This window comes from Croceibacterium aestuarii, assembly GCF_030657335.1.
Taxonomy (GTDB): Bacteria; Pseudomonadota; Alphaproteobacteria; order Sphingomonadales; family Sphingomonadaceae; genus Croceibacterium_B; species Croceibacterium_B aestuarii.
In genome coordinates this window covers 3219845-3235889 of the sequence record NZ_CP131039.1, presented here as the reverse complement: position 1 = coordinate 3235889, position 16045 = coordinate 3219845, and the positions used below count along the sequence as shown (strand labels likewise).

Genomic DNA, 16045 nt, shown 5'->3' with positions numbered 1-16045 from the left:
AGAGAGTTTGACAGATCGAGAAGGCAGGCGAGCGAATGGCCAAGACCAGTCCCGCAGAATTCATCAAGCAGGTGCAGGCCGAAGGCCGCAAGGTTGTCTGGCCGAGCTGGCCCGAGACCTATCGCACGGCGATCTTCGTCGGCATCCTGATGGTCATCCTCGCAGTCTTCTTCCTCGGCATCGATTCGGTGTTCGGCGCCGCCGTGCGCTGGCTGCTGACCCTCGCCTGATACTCCACGGATTCGACGGAAAGCTGATTTAATGGCCCGCTGGTACATCATCCACGCCTACTCGGGATTCGAGAACAAGGTCCGCGATTCGATCATCGCCGAGGCCGAACGCATGGGCCTGTCGGAGGCGGTCGAGTCGGTGGAAGTGCCGACCGAGACCGTGACCGAGGTCAAGCGCGGCAAGAAGGTCCAGGTCGAGCGCAAGTTCATGCCCGGCTACGTTCTGGCCAAGCTCAAGCTGACCGACGACGTCTACCACCTCGTCAAGAACACGCCCAAGGTCACCGGCTTTCTCGGGTCGGGCGGCAAGCCGCAGCCGATCAGCGAAAAGGATGCGGCGCGCTATTTCGGCGGGGTCGAAGAAGCCAAGAACGCCCCCAAGCGCGAAATCCACGTCGATTACGAGATCGGCGACAACGTCAAGGTTCTCGACGGTCCGTTCGCCAGCTTCAATGGCCTCGTCGAAGAGCTCGATTTCGACAAGAACAAGGTCAAGGTCAGCGTCTCGATCTTTGGCCGCGCCACCCCGGTGGAACTCGACTTCGAGCAGGTCGAACTCGTCAAGTAGTCAGGCCGGGCCGCGGCGCGGCCCGACGTTCAGACCGACAGCCGGTTTACCTCGGCAACGAACTGCACCTGACTGCTGCAATGCGACTTCGACAGGATGCGGTGCACGTGGCTGCGGATCGTGCCCACGGATATCCCGCTGTCCTGGGCAATCTGCGCGGGCGACAGGCCGCGAAGCAGATCGGCAGCAACCCGCGTCTCCGCCGTGGTCAGATCGAACAGTGCACGGGCGATTTCCGCGCGCATGGCCGAATTGTCTCTGGCTCCGCGAAATATGAGCAGCACGGAGGACGAGAGCGCGAACAGCGAGTCCTGCATAAGCGGGACGAACTCGATCACCAGCCGATCCCCGTCTTGCGACTTGAGGACCATGGGCCGCGGGGGAGGCGCATCGAGGCGCAGCCGGGCATTGATGGCCTGCGCAAGACGGGCGTTGAACGGGCCCCGCTCGGCGACATTGGCCGGCACGAACGATCCCGCCGTCAGTCGCCCGAAGCGGCCGCTGGCGAAAATTTGCTCGGCCGCCGGGCTCGCGGCGATGACCTGCCCCATTCCGTTGCACACGAAGGACGCCGAAGCGACGTTGTCCATTCCGAGGACGAGGCTGCTCGCATGGTCGGCTTCGAGCGAAAGGGCCGTGGTCACCGCGGCGCGGGCGCGGGCGGCAAGCGCGGCGAATGCCCGTCTCTCCTGATCGCCGAATTCGCTCTGGGCGATGCCACGAAACGCGGCGAGACCAACGAGATTGTTGCCCTGACGCAGGAGCGGAGTGACGCAAGAATAGCCTACGCCGTTTCGCTCCATCCAGGCGGCGTAAGCGCGCGATCGGCGGATGTCCTCGCGCGTCGTGAACGAGCGCTCGTCAATCACTTCCAGCTCGCCCACCGCCGAGCCTATCCGGACGCGGGAATTCACGCTGGGATGGTGGACTTCCTGCACCTCTTCGACCGGCGCCGGGGCGAATCCATAATTTATGTTGAGTGACACCAGCGATTGGTGGCCGAAGGCCACGAGCTGTCCCGCGCGCAAATCCAGCGCGGAGGCAAACTCATCGACCGACTCCTGCCACGACACCTTGCCGAGCGCCGCATCTTCAAACCGTTTGGCAGCCCTTGCCAAGCGTTCCCGGTTCAGCACTTGCCCCCCTTCGCTCCCGGTCGAGCCGGCCCCTCAGGAGCGGTCCCCAATCGACGGATTCTTTGCTGAAGCTAGCAACAAAAATGCGGTCGTCTACAATTTTGTAGTCGCCCCGTGTGCCCGTTCTCGGCCAATTCCCGCTTTCGGGGCCGTAGCCAAGATCGCGAAATAGCGGAACATTTTGCCTTCGGCCCCTCCTTCGAGCGCTCGTCGCGCAGGGCTTCGTCCCTCCGGCAGAGGCTCGTGGTCAGTTAATCAAGGGGGCACCACGCAGGTCCATGACTAAGATTCAAAAATCGGTTCGTTTCTCCACCCGCGCGCGCCTGATGGTCGGCGCCGGAACGGTTCTCCCGCTCATGGCTTTCGCAGTCGCCACGCCGGCTCAGGCGCAGTGCACGGTCGATGGAGACACCACGACCTGCAGCGGCGATGTGTCGGGCGGGGTATTTACGAATACTCCAAACGTAGTGGTGGAGGATCTGACCGCGGACATCACGCCGCAGGCGGGCGTCCCCGCCATCTGGATGCCCGGCGTCTCGAACGCACAGATCGACCTCGGCGACCATGTGCTGAACGTCGTGGGGGTACCGGCGATCGCTTCGCTCGACCCGCAGGGCGACGTCGAAGTCGACTTCGCCGGGACCATCAACGCGACCGGGGCGAATACCTCGCAGGGCGGGAGCAGCGGCATCAACATCAACGCCGCCGCCAGCGGCGGGGCGAACGTCGTCGTCAATTCGACCGGCAACATCACCGTAAACGCCAGCCGCGACCCGGGCGTTTCGCAATGGGGGAATGTCGGCATCGCCGCCAATGGTGCCGCCGGCGGCACCGCGGCAATCACCTCGACCGGCGACGTCAGTGTGACCGTCGCGGGGACGCCCAGCTACATTTACGGCCTCAACGCTGCTGGCTCGGCCGGCGCGACCGTGACCAACACCGGCGATATTCTCATCGCCGGTCCCTCGGGCAGCGGCTACGGCATCACCGCGTCGTCTGAGGCAGACTCGGCCGTGACTTCGGTGGGCGACATCGCCGTTACGCTGCCGGGCGGTTTCGGAGTCGGCATCTCGAGCTTGGGCGCCAACAACACGATCAGCTCCGAAGGAGACATAACGACAACCGGGACCGGGATCGTCGGGCGCGGAGCGGTGCACTTCTCCAACACCGGGGCGTTCACCCTGGACGTCGCGGAATCCACCTCCGTCACCTCAGTCGGCGATATTTCGACCGTTGCCAACGGTGCACCGGCGATTCTCGCGCTGGGAGACCACGTAGTTGTCGATTCGACGGGGGCGCTTTCGACCCAGGGCGACCATTCCGGCGGCATCGTCGCGACGGCCAATTTCTCGTACGACCCGGCCGCGCAGGAACCCACCTATGACGTCGACGCGAGCTCGGTGTCGGTGACCAGCCAGGGCGACATCACCACTGCGGGTTACGAGGCCATGGGCATCGCCGCTGCTGCAAGCAAGGGTGACGTTTCGGTCGTCTCGGACGGCGATATCGCCACGGCCGGCGAGGGCGCGATGGGCATTCTCGCCAGCGGCCAGAACGTCACGGTCGAATCGACCGGTGCCATCGCAACCGAAGGCGACGGCGCTTTCGGCGTCGCGGTCGTCGACATCCAGATGGTGAACGGCGATGCCGAGATCACCGGCAATGGGGTGGGCGGTGACATCTCGGTCACCGGCGATAGCGTGACCACCACCGGCGCGGGAGCCGTCGGCGTCCGTGCGTACAGCTCGGGTGGCGACGTCAACGTCACGATGGGCAGTGTCGCCACCAGCGGCGAGATGGACGCCAACTACAACACGTCGGAGGGCATCTATGCCGAGTCCGACAGCGGCACCACGACTGTCGCGGTGGGATCGGCCAGCGTCGAAGGCTACGCGGCGAGCGCGGCAATCGCCCTCGGCGGCGCCGGGGCACACCTGACGGCGGATGAAGCCAGCTCGGCCGGCCAGTATGCCGCAGTTCTCTACGCGGGAAGCTCCAACGGCGATGCCACCGTAGATGCCGGCGTCGTAACCACGCGCGGCGACGAACAAGGGGGCATCAATGCGATCGCCGACCTTGGCGTGGCCACGGTAAACGTCGACAGCATCGTCAACGAAGGAACGCTGGCCAGTGGTGTCTTTGCGCGCGGCGACACCGGTGCCTCGATCACCGCAGGCAGCATCGAAGCCGACGAGTACGGTGCCGTTGCCTATGCGACGGGCGAAGGCGATGCCAGCATCGTCACCACCGGCGATACGACCGTTACCGCAGGACACGGCCTGCGCGCACTCGGCGTCAACGCGTCGATCTCGACCGCGGCCGATACGGTGACCGAGGCGGGCACCAACGCGCTGTGGGGCCAGGCCGACAGCGCGGTGACCATCGACAACCAGGGCACCGCGCGCACGACCGGGCTCGGCAGCGCAATTTTCGCCGACTCCGATGGCTCCGTGACGATTACCTCGGCCAATGCCGAAGCGGTCGGACCGGGCGTCGATCCGGGTGCCGGTCCCGACGGGATGCGTATCGCGCAGGGCGGCATTGTCGCCAACGCGGCGGGACCGATCTCGATCGATGCCGACACGGTCACGGTGGAAGGCGAATTCCGCTACGGCATTTCGGCGACCAGCGATGCAGCGATCAGCATCGTCGCCAACACCGTCGATCTCGAAAGCGCGGATTCGGTCGCTGTCGTGGCACGAGGCGGTACCGGCGACGTCAGCATCGCCACCGGCACGGTGACGACCACCGGCGCCAGCGGCGTGGGCGTGTTCGGCCACACCGGTTCGGGTGCGATCACTATCGATGCCGGGACCACCCGGGTCGAGAACGAGGGCCTGCAGGGCCCGTTCACCGGGGACGCGGTAGTAGCGACCTCGGGGAGTGGCGCGATCTCGATTACCAGCGACAATGCTTTCAGCGGGGCACTCTACGGTTCCGCGGTCGTCGGACAATCGGGCGGTGACGTGACGATCGTCAGCAATCTCGCCGCGACCACTGGCGCCGGTGGCGCGGCCGTCCTCGGCCAGTCAAACGCCGGGACGCTGACGCTCGATCTCGCTTCGGTCGTCACTTCCGGCGACGACAGCGCGGCGATCAACGCCTTCGCTTTCAACGGCACTGGTAACGTCGCCATCGGCGACATCGCCGCAACCGGCGCCAACGCGACCGGCCTCACGGCAATCGGCCGGAACATGAACGTCACCGTCAACGGCGATGTATCGACCACGGGGCGGAGCATTCTCGTGTCGGCCGGCGTCGAGGGCAACACCGTCATCAACGGCAGCGTTACCTCTTCGGCGGCTGCGGCGGTCGTTTCTGTATCGAGCCACGGGGTGGTGGAAATCGCGGAAGGCGCGACCGTAACCGGCAAGAATGCGGGCGTTGCACTGATCGGCAACCAGCAGGGCGGGTTCTCCCAGTTGTACAACTCGGGCACGATCAGCGCCAGCGACGGCGCGGCGGTGTTCGGGGGACAGAGCGATCCGTCGTTCCCGGTAGCCAGCGTCTACATCCAGAACGATGGCACGATTTCGAGCGACCTCGGTCTGGCGGTGCAGACCGGCGGCGGCGACGACGTTCTCGAGCTGACCGAAAACTCGGTCATCGAGGGCTATGCCGATCTCGGCGACGGTTGGGACCACCTGGTGGTCGATTTCAACGATGAAGCACCGGCCGATGCAATCGGCCAGGTTGCGGCGACCGCGAATGTCGAGATGCTCTCGGTCGACCGCGGCAACTGGCGCGCCGAAGGTCCGACCTCGTTCTACGACGAGGTCGAGATCGAAGACGGCACGTCGCTGACAATCGCCCAGTACGAGGGCTACTCGTCGATCCTGGCGAACCACGTCGATCTCGGCGGCACGCTGAACCTCGACTTCGATACCGACACCGAAGCGGGCGACCTCACGGGTCTGCTCATCGACGGTGCGGGTTCGGTCCACCTGGTTGGCGGCGCCACGATCCTGGTCGATGATGCCAGCGGGCTGCAGCATACCGGCGGTACCTTCGTCGAGAACGGCACGCTGCTTCTGACCGATGTCTACGATGGCGATGTCGCGACCTCGGGGGAAGGCACGTTCCAGCTCGGCGATGGCGGCACGACCGGCGATTTCACCGGCGACATGCTCAACGACGGCACGTTCGTGTTCTCGCGCAGCGACGATTACTCGCTGCTCGGGGCGTTCAGCGGCAACGGCTTGCTGGTCAAGAACGGCGACGGCACGCTCAGCTTCGGTGGAACCTACGACTTCACCGGCACCACCACGATCAACGCGGGCGCCGTCGCGCTGACCGGCCAGCTCGATGCGGACACCGAGCTCGACCTGTCGGGCGAAGGCTCGTTCGACCTATCGCAGGTCGCGGGCGGCCAGCAGGAAGTCGCGCAGCTCTCGGGCAACGGCGGCAACCTCCAACTCGGCACGACCAGCCTGACGATCAACCAGGACAGCAACACCAGCTTCTCCGGCTCGATCTCGGGTAGCGGGACACTGACCAAGCAGGGCACGGGCGACCTCAAGCTCGGGGGCGACAGCAGCTTCAGCGGTACCGCAAACGTCAACGGCGGCACGCTGTCGGTCAACGGTTCCTACGCCGGCGGCACGTTCGTAGTGAACGAGGGCGGCTTGCTCGGCGGCAACGGCACGGTCGGCGACACGACGATCCAGGGCGGCTCGCTCGGCGCGGGCAACTCGATCGGCGTGCTCACCGTGGCAGGCGATCTGACCTTGACCTCGGCCTCGACGCTGGTGGTCGAAGTCGATCCGGCCGGAAACGCCGACCTGATCGACGTGACCGGAAGCGCCACGCTCGGCGGGGCGACCGTCAACGTGCTGGCCGGTGCGGGCGTCTACGCGCCCGCCACCGACTACACGATCCTGACCGCCGACGGCGGCATCTCCGGAACGTTCGGCACGGTCTACACCAACCTGGCCTACCTCGTCCCGCTGCTCAGCTACACGGTCGACACCGTGACTCTGAATCTGACCCGCAACGACGTCGACTACTCGACCTACGCCAAGACCGCGAACCAGGCTGCCATCGGTAACCTGATCGAGGCGCTCGGCTACGGCAGCACGCTCTACGACACCACGCTGGTCATGGCGCGCGGCGACGTGGCGGACGACTTCGAGACGCTGACCGGCGGGGTCTACCCGTCGTTCACCGGCGCGCTGGTCGAAACGGCCGACATGCTTCGTCGCCAGACGATGCAGGCGCCGCGCTCGGGCTCGGGGGCCTACGGCTGGGCCACGGGCCTGCTGGGCAACGTCAGCGGCGAGGGCAAGGCCGGCGTTTCGGGCTTCAAGGCCGACAACACCGGCATCGCCGGCGGCCTGGGCTACGCGATGGCCGGGTTCGACGTCTCCGCGGGGCTGGGCTATCTTTCGCAGGATCCGGGCAGCCGCCAGGTCAACGACAGCAAGGTGACCTTCGCCACGCTGCAGGCGGCCTACAGCAGCCCGGTAGGCGTCAAGGTGCGCGCCGGCATCCAGCTCGGCTGGTTCGACGCCAAGTCCAACCGCAACACGTCGCTCGGAACGCTCAGCAACTCGCTCAGCGGGGCGCTCAAGGGTGACTACACGCAGTATTACGGCGAGGTTGCCTTTGCGGTGCCGTCGATCGCCTTCTCGATCGAGCCGTTCGCGGGTATCAGCCACGTGTCGCTCAACGTCGACAAGTTCACCGAGACCGGCGGCGCGACTGCGCTGACGGTCAACGGGATGGACCGCGACGTGACCTTCGGCGATCTCGGCCTGCGGCTCTCGGCGCCCCTGCCGGGCGGTATCACGCCGTACGGTTCGGTCTCCTATCGCCGGGCTTGGGGCGACCGCGCGTCGCTCGCCAGTGTCGCCTTCGCCGGCAATACTGCCAGCGGGGTCATCTCCGGCCTGCCGATCGCCAAGGATGCGGCCGAGGTCGAAGCCGGCCTGCGCTACACCGCCGGCATGATCGAGCTGGGCCTGGGCTACAGCGGCAGCTTCTCGAAGACCTTCGACAGCAACACCGTGAGAGTGTCGGCCTCTTTCAAGTTCTGAGCCACACCGTTCAACAGCGGGGAGGGGCGTCCGCAAGGGCGCCCCTCTTTGCTTGTAACGCGGCGCGCTTTCGAGTAGGGGCGCCGCTTCCCGGTGCTCCGGCATTGGGCAACCCGCGCGGGAGGAGCGCCTCACGGCCCTCCGTTGCACCGCTTACCATGAGCCGAGGTCGAAAGACCGAAGCGACAGTGAGAAAGGAGGCCACACGTGGCCAAGAAGATCGACGGCTATATCAAGCTGCAGGTTCCTGCAGGCGCCGCCAACCCCAGCCCGCCCATCGGCCCGGCATTGGGTCAGCGCGGTGTGAACATCATGGAATTCTGCAAGGCGTTCAACGCCGCCACGCAGGATCTCGAAAAGTCCATGCCGATCCCGACCATCATCACGGTCTATGCGGATCGCAGCTTCACTTTCGTCACCAAGACGCCACCGGCGAGCTTCCTGATCAAAAAGGCGGCCAACCTCAAATCGGGTTCGAAAGAGCCCGGCAAGGTTTCGGCGGGCAAGATCGCGCGTTCGAAGCTGACCGAGATCGCCGAAATGAAGATGAAGGATCTCAACGCCAACGACCTCGAAGCGGCGACGAAGATCATCGAAGGCTCCGCTCGCGCGATGGGCCTCGAAGTGGTGGAGGGCTGAACCGATGGCTAAGCTGAGCAAGAAGCAGAAGTCCGCAGCCGCCCTCGACGGCGAGAAGCTGTACGGCATCGAAGAAGCGCTCAAGACGCTGCGCGACATGGCCTCGAAGAAGTTCGACGAGACGGTCGAAGTGGCGCTCAACCTGGGTGTCGATCCGCGCCACGCCGACCAGATGGTCCGCGGAATGGTCTCGCTTCCGGCCGGTACCGGCAAGGAGATGAAGGTCGCCGTGTTCGCCAAGGGCGACAAGGCCGACGAGGCGCTCGCCGCCGGAGCCGACAAGGTCGGTGCCGAAGACCTGATGGAAGACATGCAGGCCGGTAACCTCGACTACGACCGCGTCATCGCCACGCCCGACATGATGGGTGTCGTCGGTCGGCTCGGCAAGGTGCTCGGCCCCAAGGGCCTGATGCCGAACCCGAAGCTCGGTACCGTCACCCCGAACGTTGCGCAGGCGGTCAAGGACGCCAAGGGCGGCCAGGTGGAATTCCGCGTCGAGAAGCAGGGCATCATCCATTCCGGCATCGGCAAGCTGTCGTTCAAGGACGAGGACCTGAAGGCCAACTTCAAGGCCTTCACCGACGCCATCGTCAAGGCCAAGCCGACCGGCGCCAAGGGCAAGTACCTCAAGAAGGTGACCGTCACCTCGACGATGGGCCCGGGCCTCAAGGTCGACCTGACGGAGGTCGAAGGCGCGTAACTTTATCGCGCGTCGCGCTTCCTGGTGCGGCAACGAATAAGGGCCGGCGGAGCGATCCGCCGGCCCTTCTTGCGTCAGCGACCGGGACTTTCTCGATCTGCACGGCCGCTTCCAAGCCGCCCCTTCCTCGCCCGCGCCGGAACGCCCGCTAGTCCGTGCGGTTTTTTGGGGAGGAGAACGCTGCGCCGGAGGAACCGATGATCGAGACAATTCAACAAGTGACCGGAGATTCGATCGGGCGAATAGGCGTCTCGGAGATGACGGTGCGCGCGGTTATCGTTTTCGCCTACGGCCTGCTCCTCGGCCGCTTCGCGTTCACCCGCGCTTTCGGCAAGTGGTCGCCGCCCGATATTCTGGTGACGGTCGTCGTCGGCTCCAACCTCAGCCGGACGCTGACCGGACCGGCTCCGCTCGTGCCCACACTTGTGGCGACGACGGTGCTGGTCGCGGCCTACTGGATCGTCAGCAGGCTGGCGAGCGCATGGCCGCCGCTCGACTGGCTGTTCAAGGGACGCGCGATCCTGCTCGTGCGCGGGGGCGAACTCGATTCCACGGCGCTGCGCCGCGCCGCGCTGAGTCACTCCGACGTCGAGGAAGCCTTGCGCGAGCGCGGCTTCCGCACGCTGGACGACGTCGATGAATCCTATCTCGAACGCAACGGCCAGATCAGCGTGCTGCGCCGGGAGGAGGTTTGATGGCCGCTACGGCGATGCCGATCCAGGTCGGCTGCTATCTCGCGCGCTCGAAGGAAGCCGACGAGGCTGCGCTCGACGCATTCCTCCGCCGGCTCATCGACGACGTGAAGCCCGAACTCGAGCGGGCCACCGGGCGCGAATGGCGCTTTCACATCGGCGATCCGGCGGAGCTTCCGGCGATCCCCGCCGAGGGAACCCGGCCAGCGGACTTCGTGCCCCAGTCGACCCAGAGGCTGGCGGAAGGTTCGTTCGATCTCGTGGTGGCCATAGCCGATGCTCCGCTTGTATCGCGCGCCGAGCGGCCGACTTCCGGGGTGGCTTCGGAGCTGACGCGCACCTGCGTCCTGTCGACCCGCCGCCTGCAGCCCGATCGCCGCGGACCCACCGGCGCCCTTGACGCGCCCGCCGTGCGCTGGAACGCCGCCGCCCTCCTGCTGCACCTGATCGGCCACGCAATGGGCCTGCGTTCGCACCCCGATACCGAAGGCGTCATGGCGCCGTTCCGGCTCGACGCCGAGCGCAACCGCTGTCCGCGCTTCGCGGACCCGGAACAGTTGCGCAGGCTGGCAGACGGGTTCCCCGAGCAGGAGTGGCGCGGCCGCAACCGCGCCCACGAGATCCTGTTGCATGCCTTCGCCGTGGTCAGCCACCCCGTCCTGGTGCTGCGGACCTTGTGGCGCAACAAGGCCCCGCTTCTGCCGCTCAAGATGCCGACACTGGCCACAGCGGCGGTCGCGCCGGTCTTCATCCTGGTCTTCACTGCCGAGATGTGGGACGCCGGACTGGGCATGAAGAATGCCACCGCCTGGTGGTATGCCGGACTGAGCATTCTGGCGGCGACGCTCTACCTGGCGCTCAGCCTCAACCTGTTCCTCCCGCGCAAGGAGAACCGCATCGTCCCCGAACACATCGCGGTGGCCAACGGCACGATCCTGCTGACGATGCTGCTGGCGATCGTCGGACTTTTCGTCATGGTCACCCTCCTCACGCTGGTCATCGTCCTGGCCATATTTCCCGAAGGGCTCATTTCCACCTGGCCCACGCTCGAGGACCCCGTGGTGACCTGGGTCGACAAGCTGCGCCTCGCGGTGTTCGACAGCACCGTCGGGGTCACGACGGGGGCGTTGGCCGGCGGGCTGCAGCGGCGCGAAATCCTGCGCGAACTGGCCTTGTTCCCGACGTATGTATGACGATGGACCTGGGCATCCGCGGGCGCGGCATGCTGGCCGATCCGCCGCGGGACTGGTAGGCTTCCTCTTCGCCGCAACGAAAGACGTTCCCATGCGCCACCGCCTCTATCCGCTGTCCGACCTCGAGGACATTCCCGGCACCACGGTGTTCACCGCCAAGCGCAGCCGTGCGGCCTATCACCTGCACAAATTCTGCATGTCGCTGATGGATGCGGACAATCGCGCCGCCTTCAAGGCCGACGAACGCGCCTACCTCGACCGCTTCCGGATGACCGAAGAGCAGAAGCAGGCGGTGCTGAATCGCGATTTCCCGCGGCTGATCGACCTGGGCGGCAACATCTATTTCCTCGTCAAGCTTTCGAACACCGACGGCTGGAGCGCACAGCGCGCGGTCAGCTCGATGACCGGGATGACGCCCGACGAATATGCCGACATGATGCGCACCGGCGGGCGCTCGCCCGAGGGATTGAAGTCGATCCGCGAGCAGCAGCAACGCGAATTCGGAGGGGAGACGTAATGGGCCGGATCACCGCGGGTATCGGCACCAGCCACGTCCCGGCGATCGGCGCGGCGGTCGATCTCGGGCGTACGGGCGATCCCTACTGGGCGCCGGTCTTTGCCGGCTACGACTTCGTCAAGGCGTGGGTGAAGGACAACATGCCCGACGTGGTGATCCTGTGCTACAACGACCATGCCAGCGCCATGATGCTCGACATCGTGCCGACTTTCGCGATCGGGTTCGCCGAGGAGTTCGAGCCGGCCGACGAGGGCTGGGGGCCGCGCCCCGTGCCCAAGGTCATCGGCCATCCCGACCTCGCCGGACACATCGCCGAACAGCTGGTGATCGATGAATTCGACATCACCATCATGAACGACATCGCGGTCGATCATGGGCTCACCGTTCCGCTCAGCCTCGTGTTCGGACAGCCGGAGGAATGGCCATGCAAGGTCATCCCGCTGGCGGTCAATGTGACGCAGTTTCCGACCCCTTCGGCCGAGCGCTGCTGGAAGCTCGGCGAGGCGATCCGCGATGCTGTCGAGGCCTATCCGGAAGACATCGAGGTGCAGGTCTGGGGTACCGGCGGGATGAGCCACCAGTTGCAAGGCCCGCGGGCCGGGTTGATCGCGCCCGAATTCGACAATGCCTTCCTCGAGCGGCTGGCCGCAGGCCCCGAGGGCACCGACGAATTGCGCGGCATTACGCGTCTCGATTTCCTGCGCGAAGCGGGGACCGAGGGGATCGAGCTGATCATGTGGCTGATCATGCGCGCGGCGATGGGCCCGAACGTCGACGAGCTACACCGCTTCTACCACGTGCCCGCCAGCAACACCGCGGTGGGCCATGTGGTGATGACCCCCAAGCGGCAGTTCAAGCACCGGCTGGGCGAAGTCGAGACGCGCAAGGCGGCGCCGGCCTAGGCGGGCCAGCCCGGACCCATGCCGTAAGGGCATTCGGTCATCAGCGCCTCGATGCGGGTCAGCAGCCCGCCTTCGATGCGGAAGCCCTCGGCGATCATCCAGCTGAAGGGGCGATCGAGACCGGCGCTGACCGGGGTGCCGTCGGCCAGCTCGTATTCGCGGATCGTGCCCGAGTGATCGAAGAAGGCGAACGAGAAGACCAGGCCGCGCGCCGGGTCGACAATCGGGAAGCGGCGGTCGCGGATACGGTCGACGAAGGCGAAGTAGCCGGTTTCGAACTGCTCGCGCGCCGACATGGCTCGGAAGGCTTCGAGGTAGGGCGTCTTGCCGGCGGAGGGTGAGGGCGGAACGCCGGTGGTACGAAAGCCGTTCTCGATGCGGACGCAGTCATCGGCGAAGGGGTATTGGCCCTTGCCGTCGTTGCGCTCGAGCCCGGCGAAATAGGCGTCGGCAACCGCGATGAGATCGTCGCGAGAAGCGCGCTCTGGCGGGTCGATTTCGGCCAGCCAGCGCGGGTCGAGCGTCGCGGCATCGAGCGCCGCCGGCCCGTCGCCGAAGGCTCCGCCGGAGCCGAACGGGGCCGGGCGGGCGACGACCGCCTCGATCTCGCCCTCGGCCACGCGCAGCGCCACGATCGAGCGGGTCCGGCCTTCGGTCAGAGTGGCGAAACAGGCGGCCTGGCCGGTGTCGGAATCGAGGAAGGTGTGACAGTAAGGGCCGATGCGGTCCGCGGTCGCCCAGAGCCCTTCGCCGACCGGCAGGGCCTGGCCGTTTTCGGTGTAGCGCCAACCGCCGTAGCGGGTTGCCGCCTCGGGCCGGCCGGCGAGATCGAGCACCTCGTCGAGCAGAGCCTGCAGGTGTCCGCGCGCGGCGTTCATATTCCGACCGGCGTGAAGTCGAAGCCGCGCTCTCCCAATCCTTCGCACAGCGTATCGACGCACGAATCGAGCGCGTCGCGGTCGGTCGAGCGAATGACGAAGTTGGCCCCGGTCTTTCCTTCGCGGAAGAACGGATAGCTGCCGATCTGGCAGCCCTCGTGCGCCTTTTCGACCTCGCGCAGCAAGTCGGCGACCTGGCTTTCCTGGATCCACCCGCCGACCGTTTCGGACAGCAGCGGTTCGCCGCCTTCGAGCGTGCCGGTGAGCGCATCGAGCATTTGCGCGGCAATGGCGGGGACCCCCGCCATCATGTGGATGTTGCCGATCCGGATGCCCGGCGCGCCCGACATGCGGTTTTCGATCAGGTCGGCGCCCTCGGGGACCCGGGCCATCCTGAGACGCGCTTCGTTGAGCCCTCCGCGCGCGGCGTAGTACTCCTCGAGGATCGCCCGCGCGCGCGGGTCGACAATCACCGGCACGCCGAGTGCCTTGGCTACGCCGTCCACGGTGATGTCGTCGTGCGTCGGGCCGATCCCGCCGGTGGTGAACAGGTAGTCGTAGCCGGTGCGCAGAGCATTGACCGCCTCGGCGATGCGCTCGATCACGTCCGGGACGACGCGCACCTCGGACAGGCGAATGTTCTGGACCTGCAGCCAGCTCGCCACCTGGGCGATGTTCTTGTCGTGCGTGCGGCCGGAAAGGATCTCGTCGCCGACGACGAGTAGTGCGGCGCTCCAGATCCGCCCGTGTTTGTCTGATGCCTGCGCCACTACGCCGCCTCGGTCTTGGCTGGCAGTCGCTCGAACTTCAGTACCCCGTCGTCGACCGGGCGCTTCCTGAAGTCGCGGCAGTCCTCGAGGTAGTCCTGGTTGAGCCGCCACGGCAGCGTCGGCGCGCTCTTGGGAACAAGATGCTTGGCGCGCTGCAGATAGCCGGAGGAGAACGGGAACGGCTCGATTTCTTCCATCCCGTGATCGTCGGGCAGCCGCGGTATGGCGATATCCGCGCGCTTGTCGTGCATGCGGTTGAGCACCCGGCAGATGTAACTCGAAGTGTTGTCCGCGCGCAGCGTCCAGCTGGCATTGAGGTAACCGAAAACGATGGCGAGGTTTGGCACGTTCGAGAACATGCAGCCGCGATAGAACCAGAGGTCGGGCCAGACGAGGGCCTCGCCGTCGAGAGTGACGTCGACCTTGCCGCCCAGCGCCAGGCGCAGGCCGGTGGCGGTAATGACGATATGAGCCTCGAGCAGTTCGCCCGACTTGAGGCGCACGCCGTTCGCCTCGAAGCTTTCGATCTGACCGGTCTTGACCGAAGCGGTGCCGGCCTTGAGCGCGGCGAAAAGATCGCTGTCGGGCACCAGGCATAGTCGCTGGTCCCACGGCGGGTAGGGCGGCTGGAAATCGTCGAGCGGGTAATCCTCGCCAAGCTCCTTCTTGAGCATGCCGGTGAGGAAGGCAGCGACCTTGTCGGGCGCGCTGCGGGCGCGCTTGAACAGGTAGTCGCGGAGGCGAATATTCTTCTGCCGGACGATACGGTAGGCGAGCCACTCGGGCAGGACCTTGCGCAGCCGGTTGGCGATCCTGTCGCGGCTCGGCCCCGCCGCCATCCAGGTGGGCGTGCGCTGGAGCATGGTGACGTGCGAAGCCTTGTCGGTCATCGCCGGGACGATCGTCACCGCGGTCGCGCCCGAGCCGATCACCACGATCTTCTTGCCGGCGTAATCGAGACCCTCGGGCCAGAATTGCGGGTGAACGACCTGTCCGGCGAACTTGTCGAGGCCCGGAAGCTGCGCGTCGTGCGGGTCGTCGTAGTCGTAATAGCCCGAGGCGAGGTAGAGGAAGCGGGCGGTAACCTGCTGCCACCCGTCGGGATCCTCGACGGTGAGGTGCCACATGGCCTCGTCCGAATGCCAGTCGGCGGACACGACCTTGGACTCGAACCGGACATGGCCGATGATCCCGCGTTCGTGGACGATGCGATCGAGGTAGTCGCGGATCGCCGGGGCATCGGCGATGGCCTTTTCGTGGACCCACGGCTCGAACTTGAAGCCGAGCGTGTGCATGTCGCTGTCGCTGCGGATGCCAGGATAACGGAACAGGTCCCACGTCCCGCCGATGTTCGCCCGCCGCTCGAACATGGCGAAGCTGCGCTCCGGGCACATCAGCTTCATATGCGCGGCCATCGAGATGCCGGAGATGCCGGCCCCGACAATGGCGACATCGATGTCAGGCTGCGGCGTCATTCGATCCCTTTCCCGTACGGAATCGAAACTAGACCTTTGCCGGGCAATTTCCAGCCCCGGTGGGCGTCGCGCGGCGTGGACCGCCAAACGCGCAAAAAGGAAAAAAGTCCGGGGACCCGTTTCTCCTTTCTTTCCAGGGCCTTGGCGAAAATCGGGGCGCGAAAAGAGTAACTTTCCGGAACGCCGCCCCGGCGCTCCTGTTCGCCGCCGGTGCCGGGGCGCGGAAGATACGCGGATTCGGTGACGAGAGAGGACATCGCGGCCGGGCTAGCCGCAAGTGCGGACTGTAGGAAAGCGCGAAATCGCCGCC

The 16045-nt window shown here is 66.0% G+C and carries 14 protein-coding genes; 9 read left to right on the top strand and 5 right to left on the bottom strand.

What is annotated here, in order from left to right; genetic code table 11:
• Nucleotides 1-35 precede the first annotated feature (35 nt).
• Nucleotides 36-230, top strand: coding sequence for a preprotein translocase subunit SecE (gene secE, locus Q7I88_RS15970; RefSeq protein ID WP_305096898.1), 195 nt, complete (start codon nt 36-38; stop codon nt 228-230).
• A gap of 31 nt (nt 231-261) precedes the next feature.
• On the top strand, nt 262-798 hold the full coding sequence (gene nusG, locus Q7I88_RS15965) for a transcription termination/antitermination protein NusG (RefSeq protein WP_305096897.1): 537 nt from the start codon (nt 262-264) through the stop codon (nt 796-798).
• A 29-nt stretch (nt 799-827) separates the two neighbouring features.
• On the opposite strand, the gene Q7I88_RS15960 is transcribed toward nusG, so the two are convergent.
• Nucleotides 828-1916 carry a helix-turn-helix transcriptional regulator gene (locus tag Q7I88_RS15960; protein WP_305096896.1) on the bottom strand — a complete coding sequence of 363 codons (1089 nt, stop codon included), beginning with the start codon at nt 1914-1916 and terminating at the stop codon, nt 828-830.
• A gap of 296 nt (nt 1917-2212) precedes the next feature.
• On the opposite strand from Q7I88_RS15960, the gene Q7I88_RS15955 reads away from it, so the two are divergent.
• From Q7I88_RS15955 to Q7I88_RS15925, 7 genes are all read left to right on the top strand, one after another.
• Complete coding sequence (locus Q7I88_RS15955) at nt 2213-7969, top strand: beta strand repeat-containing protein (protein ID WP_305096895.1); 5757 nt, start codon at nt 2213-2215, stop codon at nt 7967-7969.
• 207 nt (nt 7970-8176) lie between these two features.
• Nucleotides 8177-8608 (top strand): 50S ribosomal protein L11, encoded by a 432-nt coding sequence (rplK, locus tag Q7I88_RS15950; RefSeq protein ID WP_305096894.1) that lies wholly within the window; start codon nt 8177-8179, stop codon nt 8606-8608.
• 4 nt (nt 8609-8612) lie between these two features.
• A complete protein-coding gene (rplA, locus tag Q7I88_RS15945; protein WP_305096893.1) occupies nt 8613-9308 on the top strand; it encodes a 50S ribosomal protein L1 in 696 nt (231 codons plus the stop codon).
• 197 nt (nt 9309-9505) lie between these two features.
• Nucleotides 9506-10003: a DUF421 domain-containing protein gene (locus Q7I88_RS15940; RefSeq protein ID WP_305096892.1), complete on the top strand. Its 498-nt coding sequence runs from the start codon at nt 9506-9508 to the stop codon at nt 10001-10003.
• Nucleotides 10003-11193, top strand: coding sequence for a hypothetical protein (locus Q7I88_RS15935; RefSeq protein WP_305096891.1), 1191 nt, complete (start codon nt 10003-10005; stop codon nt 11191-11193). Before Q7I88_RS15940 ends, Q7I88_RS15935 begins: the two co-directional genes overlap by 1 nt.
• A 91-nt stretch (nt 11194-11284) precedes the next feature.
• Nucleotides 11285-11710: a protocatechuate 4,5-dioxygenase subunit alpha gene (gene ligA / locus Q7I88_RS15930; protein WP_305096890.1), complete on the top strand. Its 426-nt coding sequence runs from the start codon at nt 11285-11287 to the stop codon at nt 11708-11710.
• The gene (locus tag Q7I88_RS15925) at nt 11710-12612 is read left to right on the top strand and encodes a class III extradiol dioxygenase subunit beta (RefSeq protein ID WP_305096889.1); all 903 of its coding nucleotides are present in this window, start codon (nt 11710-11712) and stop codon (nt 12610-12612) included. Before ligA ends, Q7I88_RS15925 begins: the two co-directional genes overlap by 1 nt.
• Here the strand turns inward: Q7I88_RS15925 and Q7I88_RS15920 are convergent.
• Genes Q7I88_RS15920 through Q7I88_RS15905 form a run of 4 tightly spaced genes read right to left on the bottom strand, consistent with a single transcriptional unit; the run spans nt 12609 to nt 15992 of the window.
• A complete protein-coding gene (locus Q7I88_RS15920) occupies nt 12609-13490 on the bottom strand; it encodes a DUF8021 domain-containing protein (RefSeq protein ID WP_305096888.1) in 882 nt (293 codons plus the stop codon). The genes Q7I88_RS15925 and Q7I88_RS15920 overlap by 4 nt on opposite strands.
• The gene (locus Q7I88_RS15915; protein ID WP_305096887.1) at nt 13487-14260 is read right to left on the bottom strand and encodes a competence/damage-inducible protein A; all 774 of its coding nucleotides are present in this window, start codon (nt 14258-14260) and stop codon (nt 13487-13489) included. Before Q7I88_RS15915 ends, Q7I88_RS15920 begins: the two co-directional genes overlap by 4 nt.
• Nucleotides 14260-15735, bottom strand: a complete 1476-nt coding sequence (locus Q7I88_RS15910) for a flavin-containing monooxygenase (RefSeq protein ID WP_305096886.1) — start codon at nt 15733-15735, stop codon at nt 14260-14262. Before Q7I88_RS15910 ends, Q7I88_RS15915 begins: the two co-directional genes overlap by 1 nt.
• The gene (locus tag Q7I88_RS15905; RefSeq protein WP_305096885.1) at nt 15732-15992 is read right to left on the bottom strand and encodes a hypothetical protein; all 261 of its coding nucleotides are present in this window, start codon (nt 15990-15992) and stop codon (nt 15732-15734) included. Before Q7I88_RS15905 ends, Q7I88_RS15910 begins: the two co-directional genes overlap by 4 nt.
• Between the last annotated feature and the right edge of the window lie 53 nt (nt 15993-16045).

What these genes read in the sequence shown, in the direction of transcription:
- secE (WP_305096898.1), top strand. Translation starts at nt 36, where the DNA reads ATGGCCAAGACCAGTCCCGCAGAATTCATCAAGCAGGTGCAGGCCGAA.
- nusG (WP_305096897.1), top strand. Translation starts at nt 262, where the DNA reads ATGGCCCGCTGGTACATCATCCACGCCTACTCGGGATTCGAGAACAAG.
- Q7I88_RS15955 (WP_305096895.1), top strand. Translation starts at nt 2,213, where the DNA reads ATGACTAAGATTCAAAAATCGGTTCGTTTCTCCACCCGCGCGCGCCTG.
- rplA (WP_305096893.1), top strand. Translation starts at nt 8,613, where the DNA reads ATGGCTAAGCTGAGCAAGAAGCAGAAGTCCGCAGCCGCCCTCGACGGC.
- Q7I88_RS15940 (WP_305096892.1), top strand. Translation starts at nt 9,506, where the DNA reads ATGATCGAGACAATTCAACAAGTGACCGGAGATTCGATCGGGCGAATA.
- Q7I88_RS15935 (WP_305096891.1), top strand. Translation starts at nt 10,003, where the DNA reads ATGGCCGCTACGGCGATGCCGATCCAGGTCGGCTGCTATCTCGCGCGC.
- ligA (WP_305096890.1), top strand. Translation starts at nt 11,285, where the DNA reads ATGCGCCACCGCCTCTATCCGCTGTCCGACCTCGAGGACATTCCCGGC.
- Q7I88_RS15925 (WP_305096889.1), top strand. Translation starts at nt 11,710, where the DNA reads ATGGGCCGGATCACCGCGGGTATCGGCACCAGCCACGTCCCGGCGATC.
- Q7I88_RS15920 (WP_305096888.1), bottom strand. Translation starts at nt 13,490, where the DNA reads ATGAACGCCGCGCGCGGACACCTGCAGGCTCTGCTCGACGAGGTGCTC.
- Q7I88_RS15910 (WP_305096886.1), bottom strand. Translation starts at nt 15,735, where the DNA reads ATGACGCCGCAGCCTGACATCGATGTCGCCATTGTCGGGGCCGGCATC.
- Q7I88_RS15905 (WP_305096885.1), bottom strand. Translation starts at nt 15,992, where the DNA reads ATGTCCTCTCTCGTCACCGAATCCGCGTATCTTCCGCGCCCCGGCACC.